Consider the following 13,327-nt stretch of genomic DNA (forward strand, 5'->3'; position numbering starts at 1 on the left):
ATCTCTTGCCTACTGCTCCGGCCGCGGCTCCGGCTGAGCCTCCTCGGTCGGAAGTTTGGCGCGCTCCCAGCCGTCGGTGCCATCGGGATACCAGGCGATGTTGGAGTAGCCGTACGCGAGCGCGCGCTTGGCGGCGTTCCAGGACATCCAGCAATCGGCCAGGCAATAGATCACGAGCAGCACGGTCTTGTCGCCGTGTGCTGCACGCGCGAGGCCGCGCTGGAAATAATCGTCCATGACGGGCGGCAGCGTGCCGTAGCCGGTATCCGGCAGCCAGATGCTGCCCGGAATGTTCTTGCGGGGCGCCTCGCGCCAAACGGTACCCGCTGGGAGGTTCTTCGGCTTCGGCGCGCGCGGCAGCACGTCGATGAAGGCGCCGCTCCTCGCGTGCCAGATCGCCTCGGCCTCTGACGTCGACAGCACGCGCGCGCCGCCCAGCGTCTCCGGCACAGGCGCGCGGTAATTGTCGGTGCGATAGCCCTCGGGCTCGAACGGCTCCTGCTGCTGCGCAACGCCCGGCGCCGCCAGCATGGCGGCGACCAGCGCAACGGCAAGGTGCCGCCTCATGGCGTCTGCCTCATGGCGTCTTTTTGGCCGTCTCCGCGCCGAGCGGCCGATCGTTCTCGTCCAGCAGCGGAACGCCGAAGTCGAGCAGGATCTTGTTGATCTCGCCCTGGTTCTCCTGGATCAGCTTGTTGAGCTGCCGCTTCCAGTTCTGGTCGGCGCCACGCACGCCCATGCCGATGCGATAGACCAGTTTTGGCCCGGTGGTTTCCTTGACCAGCGGGGTGACATGAAGCGAGCCCGCCTTCTTCGCGTAGAACCCCGCCATCGGTCCCCACAGCACGCCGGCGTCAATCTTGCCCGCCGTGAGATCATTGATCATTGCCTGCGCTGAATTGTCGTAACGCGTGTCGATCATCAGCGGATAGGGTTTTGCATCACCCATCAGTCCCGCGATGGCCATGTTGGTGGCAGGCGGCGTGCCGGCGACGATGCCGACATGCTTGCCCTTCAACCTGGCATCCTCGAGCGTGTCGACCTCGTCCAGCCCGCTGCCTGCTTTCGCGACCAGGGCATAGCTCGTGCGGTAATAGGGATTGGTGCCTTGCACGAGGTCGTCGCCTTGGGGGAAGCCCATGATGACGTCGCAGCGATGCGAGCCGAGCGTCATGCGCACGAAGCCGGTGGCTTGCGGAAAAAAGACATAGTCGAGCTTCTTCTGGAGCTTGTCCGCAAACAGCTCGGCAAGCTTGTTCTCGAACCCCTCGCCCTTCTCATTTGAGAACGGCAGATTGCGTGGGTCGGAACAGACGCGCAACACCTTGGGATCGACCAGCTCGAACGAGAGGTCACCCGTCTCGTTGGTCTGCGCGATGGCGACGTCGCCGAATGCGCAAGACGCAACCAGGATACTCAGTGAAAACAACCAGCGACGATGTCGTCCGGCCTCCGTCATTCGCGCTTCCTCCTGGGCTTGTTTGAATGCTAGCCATGCAACGCATGACGCGCCATGTCTTGCCAGACTGTGTGCTGGCTTTTCTTTATTGCAGTGCAGTGCGCACAACCCTTTGAACTGAGGCGGAAAAGTGTCTCGCATCGCTCTCGTGATCGCAGCCTTGTCCCTGCTGGTGACAGCGACGCTAGCATGCGCCGCAGCGGCCGAATTGCCTGTGAGCGAAGTCGCACCGGGAATATTCGTACACTCCGGGACCATCGCCCTGATGACCCGCGAGAACGAGGGTGACATCGCCAATGTCGGCTTCATCGTGGGCGAGGATGCGGTGGCTGTGATTGATACCGGCGGTAGCGTTCGCGAGGGCGAGGCGCTGCTGGCGGCGGTGCGGGCCCGAACCAGCAAGCCGATCCGCTACGTCATCAATACCCACGGCCATCCCGACCATGTTTTCGGGAATGCGGCCTTCGCAGTCGGGGACACCGTTTTCGTCGGTCACAGCAGGCTGCCGCGGGCGCTGGCTGCGCGCGGCCCGTACTATCTCGATAATTTTAGACGGATCATGGGCGACGAATTGATCTCTCCTGTGAAAATCGTGCCGCCCACAATGCTCGTCACGGACACAATGACGCTCGATCTCGGCGCACGCCGCCTGACCTTGCGGGCCTGGCCGGCCGGGCACAGCGACAATGACCTGACCGTGTTCGATGAGATGACGAAGACGCTGTTCACTGGCGACCTCGTCTTCCTCCGCCATATTCCGGTGATGGACGGCAGCATTCGCGGCTGGCTCGGCACCCTCGGGGAACTCCAGAGCATTCCGGCGCAGCGCGTCGTTCCCGGTCACGGGCCCGTGAGCGAATGGCCTGCGGCGCTGACCGATGAGCGGCGCTATTTGACGGCACTGTTGGCGGACGTCCGGGCGTCGAACAAGAAGGGCGAGCCGATCCGGACCGCCGCAGACAAGGCCGCCGCCTCCGAACGGCCGCACTGGGAGCTGTTCGACGACTACAATGCCCGCAACGCAACCGCAGCATTTTCGGAAATTGAATGGGAGTAGCGGACGCGCTACGATGTCCGTAACGTTGCTTCGTCCGCGAGACCATGACCATGACGGGATGCACGCGCCGCCTGCCTCTGATCGCCCTGCTCCTCGGCATTGCATTCGCCGTGCCGGCGCAGGCGGAAGACGCTTACGATCCCTGGCCGGGCCTGGTGCAGGACATCTTCAGCAACCGCCCGATGAATGACGGCGGCAATGTCATTGGCATCGAGATGCCGTATCGTGCCGAGGACGCGGCCATCGTGCCGGTCACTCTGCGCAGCAAGCTCTCGCCTGGCGATGCCCGCCGCATCCGTTCGATCACGCTGGTGATCGATCGTAATCCCGCGCCGATGGCGGCGAAGTTCGAACTCGGACCGGATGCCAACGTCACCGAAATCTCGACGCGCGTGCGCGTCAACAATTACACCGACGTCCATGCGGTGGCCGAGCTCAGCGACGGCCAGCTCTATGTCTCGAAGGTCTATGTAAAGGCTTCCGGCGGTTGCTCGGCCCCGGCAGGAAAGAATGCGGAGGAAGCCCAGAACCGGCTCGGGCAGATGCGTTACCGGCAATTCGCGCGCCAGGAGGCACCGGCGAGCCGCATGCGGGAGGCTCAGATCATGATCGGCCATCCCAATAATTCCGGGCTGCAGATGGACCAGGTCACGCAGCTCTATATTCCCGCCTTCTTCGTCAACCAGCTCAAGCTGACGCAGGACGACAGCCCCGTACTCTCGATGGAAGGCGGCATCTCGATCTCGGAAGATCCCAATCTGCGCTTCACCTATGTGTCCAACGGCGCCAGGCGTTTTCGCGCGGAAGCCAAGGACACGGACGGACACGTGTTCCGCAACGAGTGGGATGTGGAGAAGCCGGGGACGTAGGTCTCCTGGTCGTCATGGCCGGACTTGTCCCGGCCGCATGACGACCACTACAGGCGCCGCGAAGCGGTCAGAAACACCTCACCTCGGCTTCCGCCTGCGCTCGCCTCAAATCATTCACGGCCGAGTTCGCCTGCTCCGAGGTGCGGAACTGGACGCCGAGATTGCCGCGGACCTGGGACATGCTGAGCGCGGTTTCTGCGGTAACGTAGCGCTCATAGGATACGATCGAGGCCACCACGTCGATCGAACAGGAACATTGCTCGATCGCCTGCCGGCTCTCGCCATTGGCCTTCATGCAGCCATAGACATACTCGGCACGCGCCGACGTCGGATAATCATTGGCCTCTTCAGCCTGCGCGGCGAGCGCGGTCGCAGCCCACACCGCCAATGCGGCGACAATCGGTCGTAGCTGTCCGGCCAGATTCATGCGCGTCCTCCCGCTGGTTGCGACGGAAGTTATGCTATGCCTATTGTCCTGAAAAGCACTCTGTCTGAGGAAACGGCTCACAAGGTGATGAGAGCAATTGGTCGATCATTGGCACTTGCGGTGACGCTGGCGCTGACACTAGCCGGGCCCGGCCGCGCCGCGGATACAATCCGCCTTGCGGTGCAGAAGACCGGAACATTCTCTTGGGAGCTGGCCGCGATCCGCGCCGGCGGCCTCGACAAGGTGGCTGACCTGTCGCTCGACGTCACCGAGCTTGCGAGCCCCGAGGCCGGTAAGATCGCGTTGCGTGCGGGTAACGCCGACATCATCCTGTCCGACTGGCTGTGGGTGTCTCGCGAGCGCACGCTGGGCGCCAAGCTCACCTTCTATCCCTATTCCAGCGCGCTCGGCGCGGTGATGGTGCCGGCTTCCTCGCCGATCAGGTCGCTCGCCGATTTGAAGGGCCGCAAGCTCGCGGTCGGCGGTGGTCCCATCGACAAGAGCTGGCTGCTGCTCCAGGCGCGCTTGAAGCAGGACGGCATCGACCTGAAATCGGAGGCAACTATCGTCTATGGGGCTCCGCCCCTGATCGCCGCCAAGGCGCTCGACGGCGAGATGGATGCAAGCCTCAACTTCTGGAATTTCTGCGCACAGCTGGAGGCGAAGGGCTTTAGACGCCTCGCCGGCATCGAGGACATTTTGCCGAAGCTCGGCGCCAAGGGCGCCGTCTCCGCAGTCGGCTATGTCTTCGACGAGAGCTGGGCGGCGAGCCATCGCGAGGCCGTGGCGCGCTTCATCGTGATGACCCGCAAGGCCAAGCAACTGCTGGTGACCTCGGATGCTGCCTGGGACAAGATCGCACCGCTCACCGGCACGAGCGATGCCACCCTGCTCAAGACCTATCGCGAGCGCTATCGCGACGGCATTCCGCGCCGGAGCATCGATGACGAAGAAAAGGACGCGCGCGTGCTCTACCGCGTGCTGGCCGAGACCGGCGGACGCGACCTCGTTGGCTCGGCCGCTGAACTCGAGCCAGGCACGTTCTATCACGCAGTTCCCGGAGACTGAGGTGCTGCGTCTTCTGTCGTTTGCCCTGTTGCTCGCGATCTGGTGGACAGCCGCGCTGTTCGTCGGCGCCGCAAAGCTGCCCTCCCCGCCCGCCGTGCTCGACGTCGTCATCGCGGAAGCATCGAGCGGCGCGCTGTTCCTGCATCTCGGCGCCACGCTTGCCCGCGTAAGCCTCGCCTTCGTGCTGGCGATGTCGCTCGGCAGCGCCATCGGCTATCTGATGGGACGAGTGAAGCTCGCCGACCGGCTCGGCGATCCCTGGCTGATCCTGCTCCTGAACTTGCCCGCCCTGGTCGTGATCGTGCTCGCCTATATCTGGGCCGGGCTCACCGAGGCCGCAGCGATCGCGGCGATCGCCATCAACAAGCTGCCGACCGCCATCGTTACCCTACGCGAGGGCGCGCGCGCGCTCGACCGCTCGCTCGACGAGATGGCGAGCGTGTTCGCGATGCGGCGCTTGCGCGCCTTCCGCCACGTCGTGCTGCCGCAACTGGCGCCCTATATCGCAGCCTCAGCCCGCTCCGGATTGTCGCTGGTGTGGAAGATCGTACTGGTCGCCGAACTCCTGGGCCGGCCGAACGGCGTCGGCTTCGAGATCGGCGTCGCTTTCCAGCTGTTCGACACGCCGCGGCTGCTGGCCTATTCACTTACCTTCGCCGCCGTCGTGCTCGTGATCGAGACCGCGCTGGTGCAACCGTTCGAAGCTCGTGCGACCCGGTGGCGCCCCCGTGCGGCTTGAGGTCGATATCACAGGCAAGACGTTCAGAAGTGCGGCCGGCGGAACGCAGGAGGTGCTCGCGCCGGTCCACTTCGCGCTTCAATCCGGCGAGGTCGGTGTGCTGATCGGCCCGTCCGGCTGCGGCAAGAGCACTATGCTGCGCATCATCCTCGGGCTCGACCGCGATTTCGCGGGGCGCGTCTCGCGCCCGCCGGAAGCGCGGATCGGCATGGTTTTCCAGGAGCCGCGGCTGCTGCCATGGCGCTCGGTCGAGCAGAATGTGCGGCTTGCGGCACCCGATGTCACTGATGCCAAGCTCGCCGAGCTGTTCAGGATCCTGGAGCTAGAGGCGCATCGCAGCCATTTTCCCGGCGAATTGTCACTCGGCCTCGCCCGGCGCGTCGCGCTCGCCCGGGCCTTTGCGGTGGAGCCCGACCTGCTCGTGCTCGACGAACCCCTCGCCTCGCTCGACGACGCACTCGCCGGCCGTTTGCGCGACGAGATCGCGACGCTGATGGCGCGCCGTCCGGTGATGACGTTGCTCGTCACCCACAGCCTGGATGACGCGATCCGGCTCGGCGACCGCCTGCTCTTGTTGTCGCCGCGACCGGCGCGCATCGTGCGCGAGGTGCCGATTGCCATCCCGCGCGCGGAGCGCAGCGAGGCCGAGCTCGGCAGGATCAGAGCCGAGCTCGCGGCGCTGCAGCTTGAATCAAAATGAGAACTCATGGTCAACTGGACCAACGAAATCTTCGCGGGAGGTCACCATGCGACGTACGCTGATTGCGATCGGCATCCTGTTGGTTGCGATGCCGGGCGCGGCGCTCGCGCAGGCCAAGGGCAAAGGTATCCGGCTCTGGAATCTGACGACGGAGACGATCTCCGGCTTCCAGCTCTCGCCGGCCGGGAAGACCGAGTGGGGGCCGAACCAGTGCCTGAACGACAAGGACAAGGAGGTCGACCACGACGAGCGGCTGCGCATCACCGGCGTCGAGCCCGGCCGCTACGACGCCAGGGTCAGCTATCCCAATGCACGGCAGTGCATCGTGCGCGACATCGAGATCAAGGCGGATGCGGTGTTCTCGATCGCCGACAAGGATCTGAAGGATTGCAGCAAGTAACGCGGGCCGCGTTACGAGCGTTTTCCTCTCATGGTGAGGAGCGCGGAACGCGCGTCTCGAACCATGCAGGCCCGTCTGTCGCCTGCGGCCATCCTTCGAGACGCTTGCTTCGCAAGCTCCTCAGGATGAGGACCTAAGCCAGTCGCGACCGGCAACGCAGCTCAGGGCTTCACGCCTTGTCGTTCGGGTGCGGATATTCGCAGCGCCACCGGACCGCCTGCCACTTCGGATGATCGCCAACCCATTGCGCGATATAGGGCGGCGCAGCCATCGCGCATTGCGTCGGCGACCCCGCGTAGTTGAACACCAGATGCTGCTCCTCGCAGGTCGCAGGCGAGAGCACCGCACACACAGTCACCACCAGGTCGATCGGGTTCATGCCGGGATCCTCGCAGAAGCGATGAAGATTAGCACAAGAGATTACGTTCCGAGGAGCGGGAAGTTTCAATCCGGCCGCGCGAAATCCAGCGGGAATTGCCCGTCGCCTGCCCCCGCAACCGGTGCGCGAGCGCTAGAAATTGACCCCAAACACCAGCCTCGCCTGATGGCGCTCAAAATTGACGAGGTCAAGATTGCCGCCCGATCCGGCCGGACGGCCCCAGGCCTGCATGCTCCAGCTCATGGTCAGGCGCGAGCGCTCCGAAAGCTGGAAATAGGCGGTCGGACCGACGAAGAGGGCCTGGCCTGCGAACTCGCCGAGGCCGATGCCTTCGTACTGCCGGAAGTAGCGCACCTCACCGCCGAGCAGCACATCGGGCCGCACGCGCACGAGGCCGGCGAACGCCGCGCCGATGGTCGAGCTCTTTTCGGACAGCGCCGTCATCTCGAAGCGCGCCCATTCCGGCTGATAGATCAGGTTGAGCGCCCCGATAGCAAAGTTCGGGATCAGCTCGCGATCGAAAGCGAGCGTGAAATCGGTACCGTACATCCGCCCTTTTGCGCCGGAGGTCTCGTCGATGCGGTCGCCATGGAGTTCGGCGGCGACAGTCAACCCGAATGGCGCGCGCTCGCGATCGAGCAGGCGGTAACGCAGGTCGAGCGAGGCGCCCTGGAAATTGAACTGGCGACGGTCGCCGATATCGGGGACGCCGGTGATGTCGTGCAGGGTGGTAGTGCCGCCGACCTCGACGCGGAAGTTCGGCAGCGGCACCACCTCGATCTCGACCTCCTGCGACAGCGCGCGATAGGTCCCGCCGCCTTTGCCGAATCGACCTGTCGTCTGGGTCTGGAATTCGCGCTCGCCGGGATTGCCGACATCGGTGCCGATCATGAAGCCGAAAATGTGCTCGGTATCGAAGCCCTCTTCGGCGCTGACGCATACCGGCGCGAGCGCGACGATGCAGGCGGCTATGGTCCAGAATGTATGGGCTCTCGCGCGCATCCCCGACACTACCACGGCTTCGACGGTGGTTGCCATCGAAGCCGCGGCAGGTCGTCAGTCTTACTTGCAGTCCTACTTGCGCAAAGCGCAGGCGTACATGTTGATTTCCATGCCGACCGGCACTTCCACGATCTTCGGAGCTTTCCAGGCCATTCGGGACTCCCAAGGGATTGAGCGCGACATCGCGCCGGCCAAAACCTAGGGCTGCGTCAGGCACAGCGCAAGTCTGGAATCGCGCCGTTGACACAGCGAACTGTCGCATCGCGCTTGCAAATTTCTCTCTCGGGCAACTCGCCTTCGCTCTCAGTCAAGCGGCGCGGTTCTCACCGCAACAAGCGCAGCAGCGCGCGGCCGGCGCGCGAGTTCATCTCCTTCGCATCCAGCGTTCCGTCCTTGTCGGGATTCGCTGCGTTGAAGCGCTGCTCCGCCACCGAGAGATATTCGTCGAGCGTGAGAGTCCCGTCGCGATCGGGATCGGCGGCGGCGAGTTCTTTCGCCGTTAACCGTCCGCGCAACTCGCGGGCGTCGAGCGTGCCGTCGTGATCGGGATCGAGCTTGGCGAACAACGCGGCCGCCGCCTTCCTCACCTCGGCCAGATCGAGCGTGCCGTCATTGTCGGTATCGAACGTCTTGACCGCATTGCCGGAGGCCGACCATGCCGGACCGGACAGCAGTGCAATCGTGAGCGCAAGTGCAACAGAGCGACGCGATATCATGAAAACCTCCCAAACCAAGAGCTCCGATTCGAGCCAGATCGACGACATAAGTCCACAAGCGAGCCTCGGTTCAAGCCCCGAATTGCAGCCTGCGCCCGTACAACTTGCGGAACCCGTCGGCCCGACCATTGCCGTGGCGCACGCGCTCCTGCTCCGTGTCGCGGAATTTCTTCAGCGCCTGCGCACAAGTGAGAGTTGCTTGTCAGCTCTCCGTCAGATGACCGGCATCCCGCGCCGCCCACCATATCGGCATCGCAATTACGACTTTCGTATTGACGCGTTTTGCATTCGGGCGGAGTGTTGCTGTCGCAGCGTCAATAAGCGCGCATATTGGGAGGAACGGATGAAACGCTTTGCGATGGCCGCGAGCCTCGTCATGCTTGCATCGACTTGTGCAAATGCACAAACCAGCGAGCAGCTGGTCAAGGGCGCGACCGATACATCGAACGTTCTCAATTACGGGATGGGCTACAATCTCCAGCGTTTCTCGACGCTGAACCAGATCAACAAGGACAGCGTCAAGAACCTTGTCCCGGTCTGGAACTACTCTTTCAACGACGATCGCAGCGAGGAATCGCAGCCGCTGGTGTACCAGGGCGTGATCTACGTGACGTCGCACAACGCGACCATGGCGGTCGACGCCAAGACCGGCAAGCAGATCTGGAAATCCAAGGTCGAGTATCCTGCCGAAACGCCGCGCATCGTCTGCTGCGGCATCATCAATCGCGGCGCCGCGCTCTATGAGGGCAAGGTGTTCCGCACCACGCTCGACGCCAACGTGATCGCGCTCGACGCCAAGGACGGCAAGGAGCTGTGGCGGCAGAAGGCGGCCGATATCAAGGAAGGATATTCGATGACGGTGGCGCCGCTGGTCGCCGACGGCGTCGTGATCACCGGCATCTCCGGCGCCGAGTTCGGCACCCGCGGCTTCATCGACGGCTGGGATCCCGTAACGGGCAAGCATTTGTGGCGCACCCATTCGATCCCCTCCCCCGACGAGCCCGGCGGCGACACCTGGAAGGGCGATACCTGGAAGCTCGGCGGTGGCTCGACCTGGATTACGGGCTCCTATGATCCCGAGCTGAACACGGTCTATTGGGGTATCGGCAATCCCGGACCATTCAACTCGGCGGTGCGCCCGGGCGACAACCTCTACACCTGCTCCGTGCTGGCGATGGACCCCAAGACCGGCAAGATCAAGTGGCACTACCAGTTCTCGCCCAACAATCCGTTCGATTATGACAGCGTGGCCGAGATGGTCCTCGCCGACATGAACGTCGAGGGCAAGCCGACCAAAGTGTTGATGGACGCCAACCGCAACGGCTTCTTCTACGTGCTCGACCGCACCAACGGAAAGCTGCTCGCGGCCAATCCCTACGTGAAGGTCAACTGGGCGACCGGAATCGACATGAAGACCGGACGTCCCATCGAGACCGACGTCTCGAAGGAGGCGCGTGAGGGCAAGAAGGTGACAGTCTATCCGTCGATCCTCGGCGGCAAGAACTGGGAGCCGATGTCGTTCAATCCGCAGACCGGCCTCGCTTACGCCAACACGCTCGCCTTCGGCGGCAGGTACAAGACCGAACCCGCCACCTTCAAGCAGGGTGAATGGTATCTCGGCATGGACCTCACCGATCTCTGGGAATGGGGTGATGGCCCGCGCGGTCATCTGAAGGCGATCGATCCCATGACCGGCAAGGCGAAGTGGGAAGCACCAAGCGACATCCCGCGCTTCTCCGGCGTGTTGTCGACCGCGGGCGGCGTCGTGTTCTCGGGCGCGCTGACCGGCGAGTTCGAGGCCTTCGATGCCGACACCGGCAAGAAGCTCTGGCAGTTCCAGACCGGCTCTGGCATCGAAGGACAACCGGTGACCTGGCAGCAGGACGGCGTGCAGTATGTCGCGGTGACGAGCGGCTACGGCGGCGTCTACTCGCTGTTCTCCGGCGACGAACGGCTGGCCAAAGTCCCGCCCGGCGGCTCGCTTTGGGTTTTTGCGGTCAAGCAATAACCACGGCACGATGCTGAGAAAGCTATCTCACAAGACGGTGGCGATCCTCGCCACCGTCGCGGTGCCGATGGTCGCGCTTGCGGCGACCGTTCGTGCCGCGGATGATTCAACCGGCAATCCCGTGCAGGCACAGATCGACCATGGCAAGTCGACCTATGCCGAGAAATGCTCGCACTGCCACGGCCCCAACATGATGAACCCCGGCACCATCACGCCGGACCTGCGCGCCTTCCCCGACGACAAGACGCGTTTCGTCACTACCGTGAAGAACGGCAAGAACAACAGGATGCCGCCCTGGGCCGACATTCTCAGCGACGACGAGATCGGAAATCTCTGGGCCTTCATCTCGAGCCGGAGAAAGCCATGAAGCACTGGCTGGCCGCGTGGAGCATTGCCGCGATCCTCGCGGCGACGGCCGCACGCGCGGCCGACGATCCGCTCAAGATTTGTCTCGACGAGGACCGGCCGCCGCTCTCGGTGCATCACAAAGGCAAGCCGGGCTCTGGGTTCGACGTGCTGCTGGCGCAGGCGATCGCCGACCGGCTCGGACGGCCCCTGACGATCCAGTGGTTCGAAGGCAAGCTGGATGAGGATTCGAGCCCGCAGCTCGAGGCCAATGCGCTGCTGTCCGACGGGCGCTGCTCGCTCGTCGGCGGCTATGCGCTGACGACGGACTCCCTCGTAAAGCCCGGCATGAAAACGGCGCGCCTGCCGGATTTTGCCGGCGCCACGCGCGACGACCGGCGCCGCCGTGTCGCACTCGGCGTGCTCGTGCCGAGCCAGCCCTATGTCTACTCGCCGATCACGGTCGTGCTCGGACCGAAGGCGCGGGGTCGCAAGATCGCCGATATCGGCGACCTCGCGGGCCTGCGCCTCGTCATCGAGAGCGGCTCGCTCGGCGATGCGATCCTCATGACCTTCGACAAGGGGCGCCTGATCGACGACATCACCCATCTCGTCCCCGGCCGCGATGATCTCCTCGGTGCACTTGCCCGCGGCGACTATGACGCGACGCTGATCGACCTCGGCCGCCTCGACGCCCATCGCGCCGCGCACCCCGATACAGCGATCACCGCGTCCGGCTACTACTATCCGATCGGGGCCAATCGCGGCTATGTCGGGCTCGCCAGCGATCCCGCGCTGACCGACGCCGTCAACAAGGCGCTGACCGGGCTTGCTGCCGAGGGCAAGATCGCCGAATTCGGCAGGCAGGCGGGGCTGACCTATCTGCCGCCGCGTGAGCCCGCGATCCTCGGCGACGTCTGGATGAAGATCATTCAGCGTTGACCGGAGCGTCCGGCTCCCGGAATGACGGATAAAGTGGTCGGCGATGGGCCGCTACAACCAAGGCTAGCTCGGCGACATTCTGCACCCTATGATGCGGCCGTTTTCATTCGGCCATCTGGTGGCATCGTGAATCCTTCCGCCGCAAGCCTGCGCGATCTCCTCTCGCGCGAAATCAAGACCGGCGAGCTGGTGCGGGCGCTGATTGTCGTCGGCCCGATGGTCGCCGCCTATTTCATCGCGCGCGAGACGGCGCTGCTGAATCTCGGGTTGGTCGCGGTCTCGTTGCTCATTCCCGCACTCAGGCTGCACCTGCCGCCGAAAGTCGTCGCGTGGCATTATCTCGCCATCCTCCTCACCTTTGCCGCGCTGTTCCTCGCGAACCCGATCAAGCCGCTATTCGCAGTGCTGACGGCGCTCGCCGGATTCCTTGCGGTCGCAGTGACGCGCCACGGCGAACATTTCCGCACGCTCGGGAATTGGGTGTTCATCCCCGCCGTGTATCTTGCCTGCGAGGTGCGGGAGGGCGTGAGCGCCTCGGAAGCACTGCGCCATGCCGGCATGATAATCGTGTCCTCTCCGATCGCGCTGGCTCTGGTCTGCGCCATCCGGATTTACGACCAGCGACGGTGCGGCGATGCCGCAACCTCGTTCGGAGCGCCCGCGGCCGAATGGTTTGTGCCCGCGGCGGCAACCGCCCTTGCGGTGTTCGCTGCGGCGGCTCTGGTCGAGATCCTCGATCTCGCGCAGGGCCAATGGGTGATGTGGTCGGCCGCAAGCGTCGTGGTCGGCGATCTCGCCGCTTCGACCGGCAAGCTGAAGCAGCGGGCGATCGGCGCCGTCGCCGGCGTGCCGCTCGGTTTCCTCGCCGGCATGGTGCTGCCGCAAGGCCGGGTCGGCTATGCGCTCGCGGTTCTCGCGGCCACCCTCACGCTGATCTCGTTCTCCCGCTACATCATCGGCTTCGGCCTGCGCTGCTTCTTCATCGCGCTGGCCGCCTCTTTCGCCGGCAGCGCCAGCGGCATCGCGGAGGAGCGCGTCGTCAACGTGCTGATCGGCGGCACCTTTGGCTTGCTTGCGGTAGCCCTGACCGAAATCGTCTGGTTGCGGGTCATGCGAAAAGTGCGATTGTCCGGATGACGCCCGAATAGGCACAGCGCGGCCCTTCGAATGCGCCAATCTGTCTCGCCTGCCACCCATGGCAGAGGCGACCCGATGC

The 13,327-nt window shown here is 64.2% G+C and carries 17 protein-coding genes; 10 read left to right on the forward strand and 7 right to left on the reverse strand.

Annotation, left to right across the window (positions count from 1 at the left end; all coding sequences use genetic code 11):
- Window positions 1–9: 9 nt before the first annotated feature.
- Window positions 10–567 (reverse strand): PQQ-dependent catabolism-associated CXXCW motif protein, encoded by a 558-nt coding sequence (locus IVB47_RS02225; RefSeq protein ID WP_247359118.1) that lies wholly within the window; start codon window positions 565–567, stop codon window positions 10–12.
- Window positions 568–577: 10 nt separating this feature from the next.
- Complete coding sequence (locus tag IVB47_RS02230; protein ID WP_247459586.1) at window positions 578–1,459, reverse strand: substrate-binding domain-containing protein; 882 nt, start codon at window positions 1,457–1,459, stop codon at window positions 578–580.
- 130 nt (window positions 1,460–1,589) lie between these two features.
- Here IVB47_RS02230 and IVB47_RS02235 point away from each other — a divergent pair, with 130 nt between their 5' ends.
- Both IVB47_RS02235 and IVB47_RS02240 read left to right on the forward strand, forming a co-directional pair.
- Window positions 1,590–2,516, forward strand: coding sequence for a quinoprotein relay system zinc metallohydrolase 2 (locus IVB47_RS02235; protein ID WP_247459587.1), 927 nt, complete (start codon window positions 1,590–1,592; stop codon window positions 2,514–2,516).
- Window positions 2,517–2,566: 50 nt separating this feature from the next.
- Entirely contained in the window at window positions 2,567–3,385 is an 819-nt protein-coding gene (locus IVB47_RS02240) for a quinoprotein dehydrogenase-associated SoxYZ-like carrier (protein ID WP_247402766.1), read from the forward strand.
- Between the two features lie 67 nt (window positions 3,386–3,452).
- Here the strand turns inward: IVB47_RS02240 and IVB47_RS02245 are convergent, their stop codons facing one another.
- Window positions 3,453–3,812, reverse strand: coding sequence for a hypothetical protein (locus IVB47_RS02245; protein WP_027566550.1), 360 nt, complete (start codon window positions 3,810–3,812; stop codon window positions 3,453–3,455).
- Between the two features lie 87 nt (window positions 3,813–3,899).
- Between IVB47_RS02245 and IVB47_RS02250 the strand changes: the two genes are divergently transcribed.
- From IVB47_RS02250 to IVB47_RS02265, 4 genes are read left to right on the forward strand one after another with little or no spacing between them, the layout of a single operon-like run.
- Window positions 3,900–4,880: an ABC transporter substrate-binding protein gene (locus tag IVB47_RS02250; protein WP_247459646.1), complete on the forward strand. Its 981-nt coding sequence runs from the start codon at window positions 3,900–3,902 to the stop codon at window positions 4,878–4,880.
- 1 nt (window position 4,881) lies between these two features.
- Window positions 4,882–5,619, forward strand: coding sequence for an ABC transporter permease subunit (locus tag IVB47_RS02255; protein ID WP_027566548.1), 738 nt, complete (start codon window positions 4,882–4,884; stop codon window positions 5,617–5,619).
- Window positions 5,609–6,319 carry an ABC transporter ATP-binding protein gene (locus IVB47_RS02260; protein ID WP_247459588.1) on the forward strand — a complete coding sequence of 237 codons (711 nt, stop codon included), beginning with the start codon at window positions 5,609–5,611 and terminating at the stop codon, window positions 6,317–6,319. Before IVB47_RS02255 ends, IVB47_RS02260 begins: the two co-directional genes overlap by 11 nt.
- Before the next feature lie 46 nt (window positions 6,320–6,365).
- A complete protein-coding gene (locus tag IVB47_RS02265; RefSeq protein ID WP_007601387.1) occupies window positions 6,366–6,719 on the forward strand; it encodes a hypothetical protein in 354 nt (117 codons plus the stop codon).
- A gap of 169 nt (window positions 6,720–6,888) precedes the next feature.
- On the opposite strand, the gene IVB47_RS02270 is transcribed toward IVB47_RS02265, so the two are convergent.
- The 4 genes from IVB47_RS02270 to IVB47_RS02285 all read right to left on the reverse strand — a co-directional run bounded on the left by IVB47_RS02270 (window position 6,889) and on the right by IVB47_RS02285 (window position 8,816).
- Complete coding sequence (locus tag IVB47_RS02270; protein ID WP_027566545.1) at window positions 6,889–7,098, reverse strand: hypothetical protein; 210 nt, start codon at window positions 7,096–7,098, stop codon at window positions 6,889–6,891.
- Window positions 7,099–7,230: 132 nt separating this feature from the next.
- Complete coding sequence (locus tag IVB47_RS02275; protein WP_247459589.1) at window positions 7,231–8,136, reverse strand: hypothetical protein; 906 nt, start codon at window positions 8,134–8,136, stop codon at window positions 7,231–7,233.
- Window positions 8,137–8,172: 36 nt separating this feature from the next.
- Entirely contained in the window at window positions 8,173–8,253 is an 81-nt protein-coding gene (pqqA, locus tag IVB47_RS02280) for a pyrroloquinoline quinone precursor peptide PqqA (RefSeq protein ID WP_018460299.1), read from the reverse strand.
- 170 nt (window positions 8,254–8,423) lie between these two features.
- The gene (locus IVB47_RS02285; RefSeq protein WP_247459591.1) at window positions 8,424–8,816 is read right to left on the reverse strand and encodes an EF-hand domain-containing protein; all 393 of its coding nucleotides are present in this window, start codon (window positions 8,814–8,816) and stop codon (window positions 8,424–8,426) included.
- A gap of 343 nt (window positions 8,817–9,159) precedes the next feature.
- On the opposite strand from IVB47_RS02285, the gene IVB47_RS02290 reads away from it, so the two are divergent.
- From IVB47_RS02290 to IVB47_RS02305, 4 genes are all read left to right on the forward strand, one after another.
- The gene (locus IVB47_RS02290) at window positions 9,160–10,824 is read left to right on the forward strand and encodes a methanol/ethanol family PQQ-dependent dehydrogenase (RefSeq protein WP_247459593.1); all 1,665 of its coding nucleotides are present in this window, start codon (window positions 9,160–9,162) and stop codon (window positions 10,822–10,824) included.
- 10 nt (window positions 10,825–10,834) lie between these two features.
- Complete coding sequence (locus IVB47_RS02295; RefSeq protein ID WP_247436598.1) at window positions 10,835–11,191, forward strand: cytochrome c; 357 nt, start codon at window positions 10,835–10,837, stop codon at window positions 11,189–11,191.
- A complete protein-coding gene (locus tag IVB47_RS02300) occupies window positions 11,188–12,111 on the forward strand; it encodes a transporter substrate-binding domain-containing protein (protein WP_247459595.1) in 924 nt (307 codons plus the stop codon). Before IVB47_RS02295 ends, IVB47_RS02300 begins: the two co-directional genes overlap by 4 nt.
- Window positions 12,112–12,237: 126 nt before the next feature.
- Window positions 12,238–13,248 (forward strand): FUSC family protein, encoded by a 1,011-nt coding sequence (locus IVB47_RS02305; protein WP_247459597.1) that lies wholly within the window; start codon window positions 12,238–12,240, stop codon window positions 13,246–13,248.
- The last annotated feature ends 79 nt before the right edge of the window (window positions 13,249–13,327 follow it).

Origin of the sequence: Bradyrhizobium sp. 62, assembly GCF_023073035.1 — a bacterium.
In the GTDB taxonomy this organism is placed as follows: Bacteria; Pseudomonadota; Alphaproteobacteria; order Rhizobiales; family Xanthobacteraceae; genus Bradyrhizobium.

Coding starts and splice junctions, on each gene's coding strand:
- IVB47_RS02225 (WP_247359118.1), bottom strand. CDS start 567: ATGAGGCGGCACCTTGCCGTTGCGCTGGTCGCCGCCATGCTGGCGGCG.
- IVB47_RS02230 (WP_247459586.1), bottom strand. CDS start 1,459: ATGACGGAGGCCGGACGACATCGTCGCTGGTTGTTTTCACTGAGTATC.
- IVB47_RS02240 (WP_247402766.1), top strand. CDS start 2,567: ATGACGGGATGCACGCGCCGCCTGCCTCTGATCGCCCTGCTCCTCGGC.
- IVB47_RS02245 (WP_027566550.1), bottom strand. CDS start 3,812: ATGAATCTGGCCGGACAGCTACGACCGATTGTCGCCGCATTGGCGGTG.
- IVB47_RS02250 (WP_247459646.1), top strand. CDS start 3,900: ATGAGAGCAATTGGTCGATCATTGGCACTTGCGGTGACGCTGGCGCTG.
- IVB47_RS02265 (WP_007601387.1), top strand. CDS start 6,366: ATGCGACGTACGCTGATTGCGATCGGCATCCTGTTGGTTGCGATGCCG.
- IVB47_RS02270 (WP_027566545.1), bottom strand. CDS start 7,098: ATGAACCCGATCGACCTGGTGGTGACTGTGTGTGCGGTGCTCTCGCCT.
- IVB47_RS02275 (WP_247459589.1), bottom strand. CDS start 8,136: ATGGCAACCACCGTCGAAGCCGTGGTAGTGTCGGGGATGCGCGCGAGA.
- pqqA (WP_018460299.1), bottom strand. CDS start 8,253: ATGGCCTGGAAAGCTCCGAAGATCGTGGAAGTGCCGGTCGGCATGGAA.
- IVB47_RS02285 (WP_247459591.1), bottom strand. CDS start 8,816: ATGATATCGCGTCGCTCTGTTGCACTTGCGCTCACGATTGCACTGCTG.
- IVB47_RS02290 (WP_247459593.1), top strand. CDS start 9,160: ATGAAACGCTTTGCGATGGCCGCGAGCCTCGTCATGCTTGCATCGACT.
- IVB47_RS02295 (WP_247436598.1), top strand. CDS start 10,835: ATGCTGAGAAAGCTATCTCACAAGACGGTGGCGATCCTCGCCACCGTC.
- IVB47_RS02300 (WP_247459595.1), top strand. CDS start 11,188: ATGAAGCACTGGCTGGCCGCGTGGAGCATTGCCGCGATCCTCGCGGCG.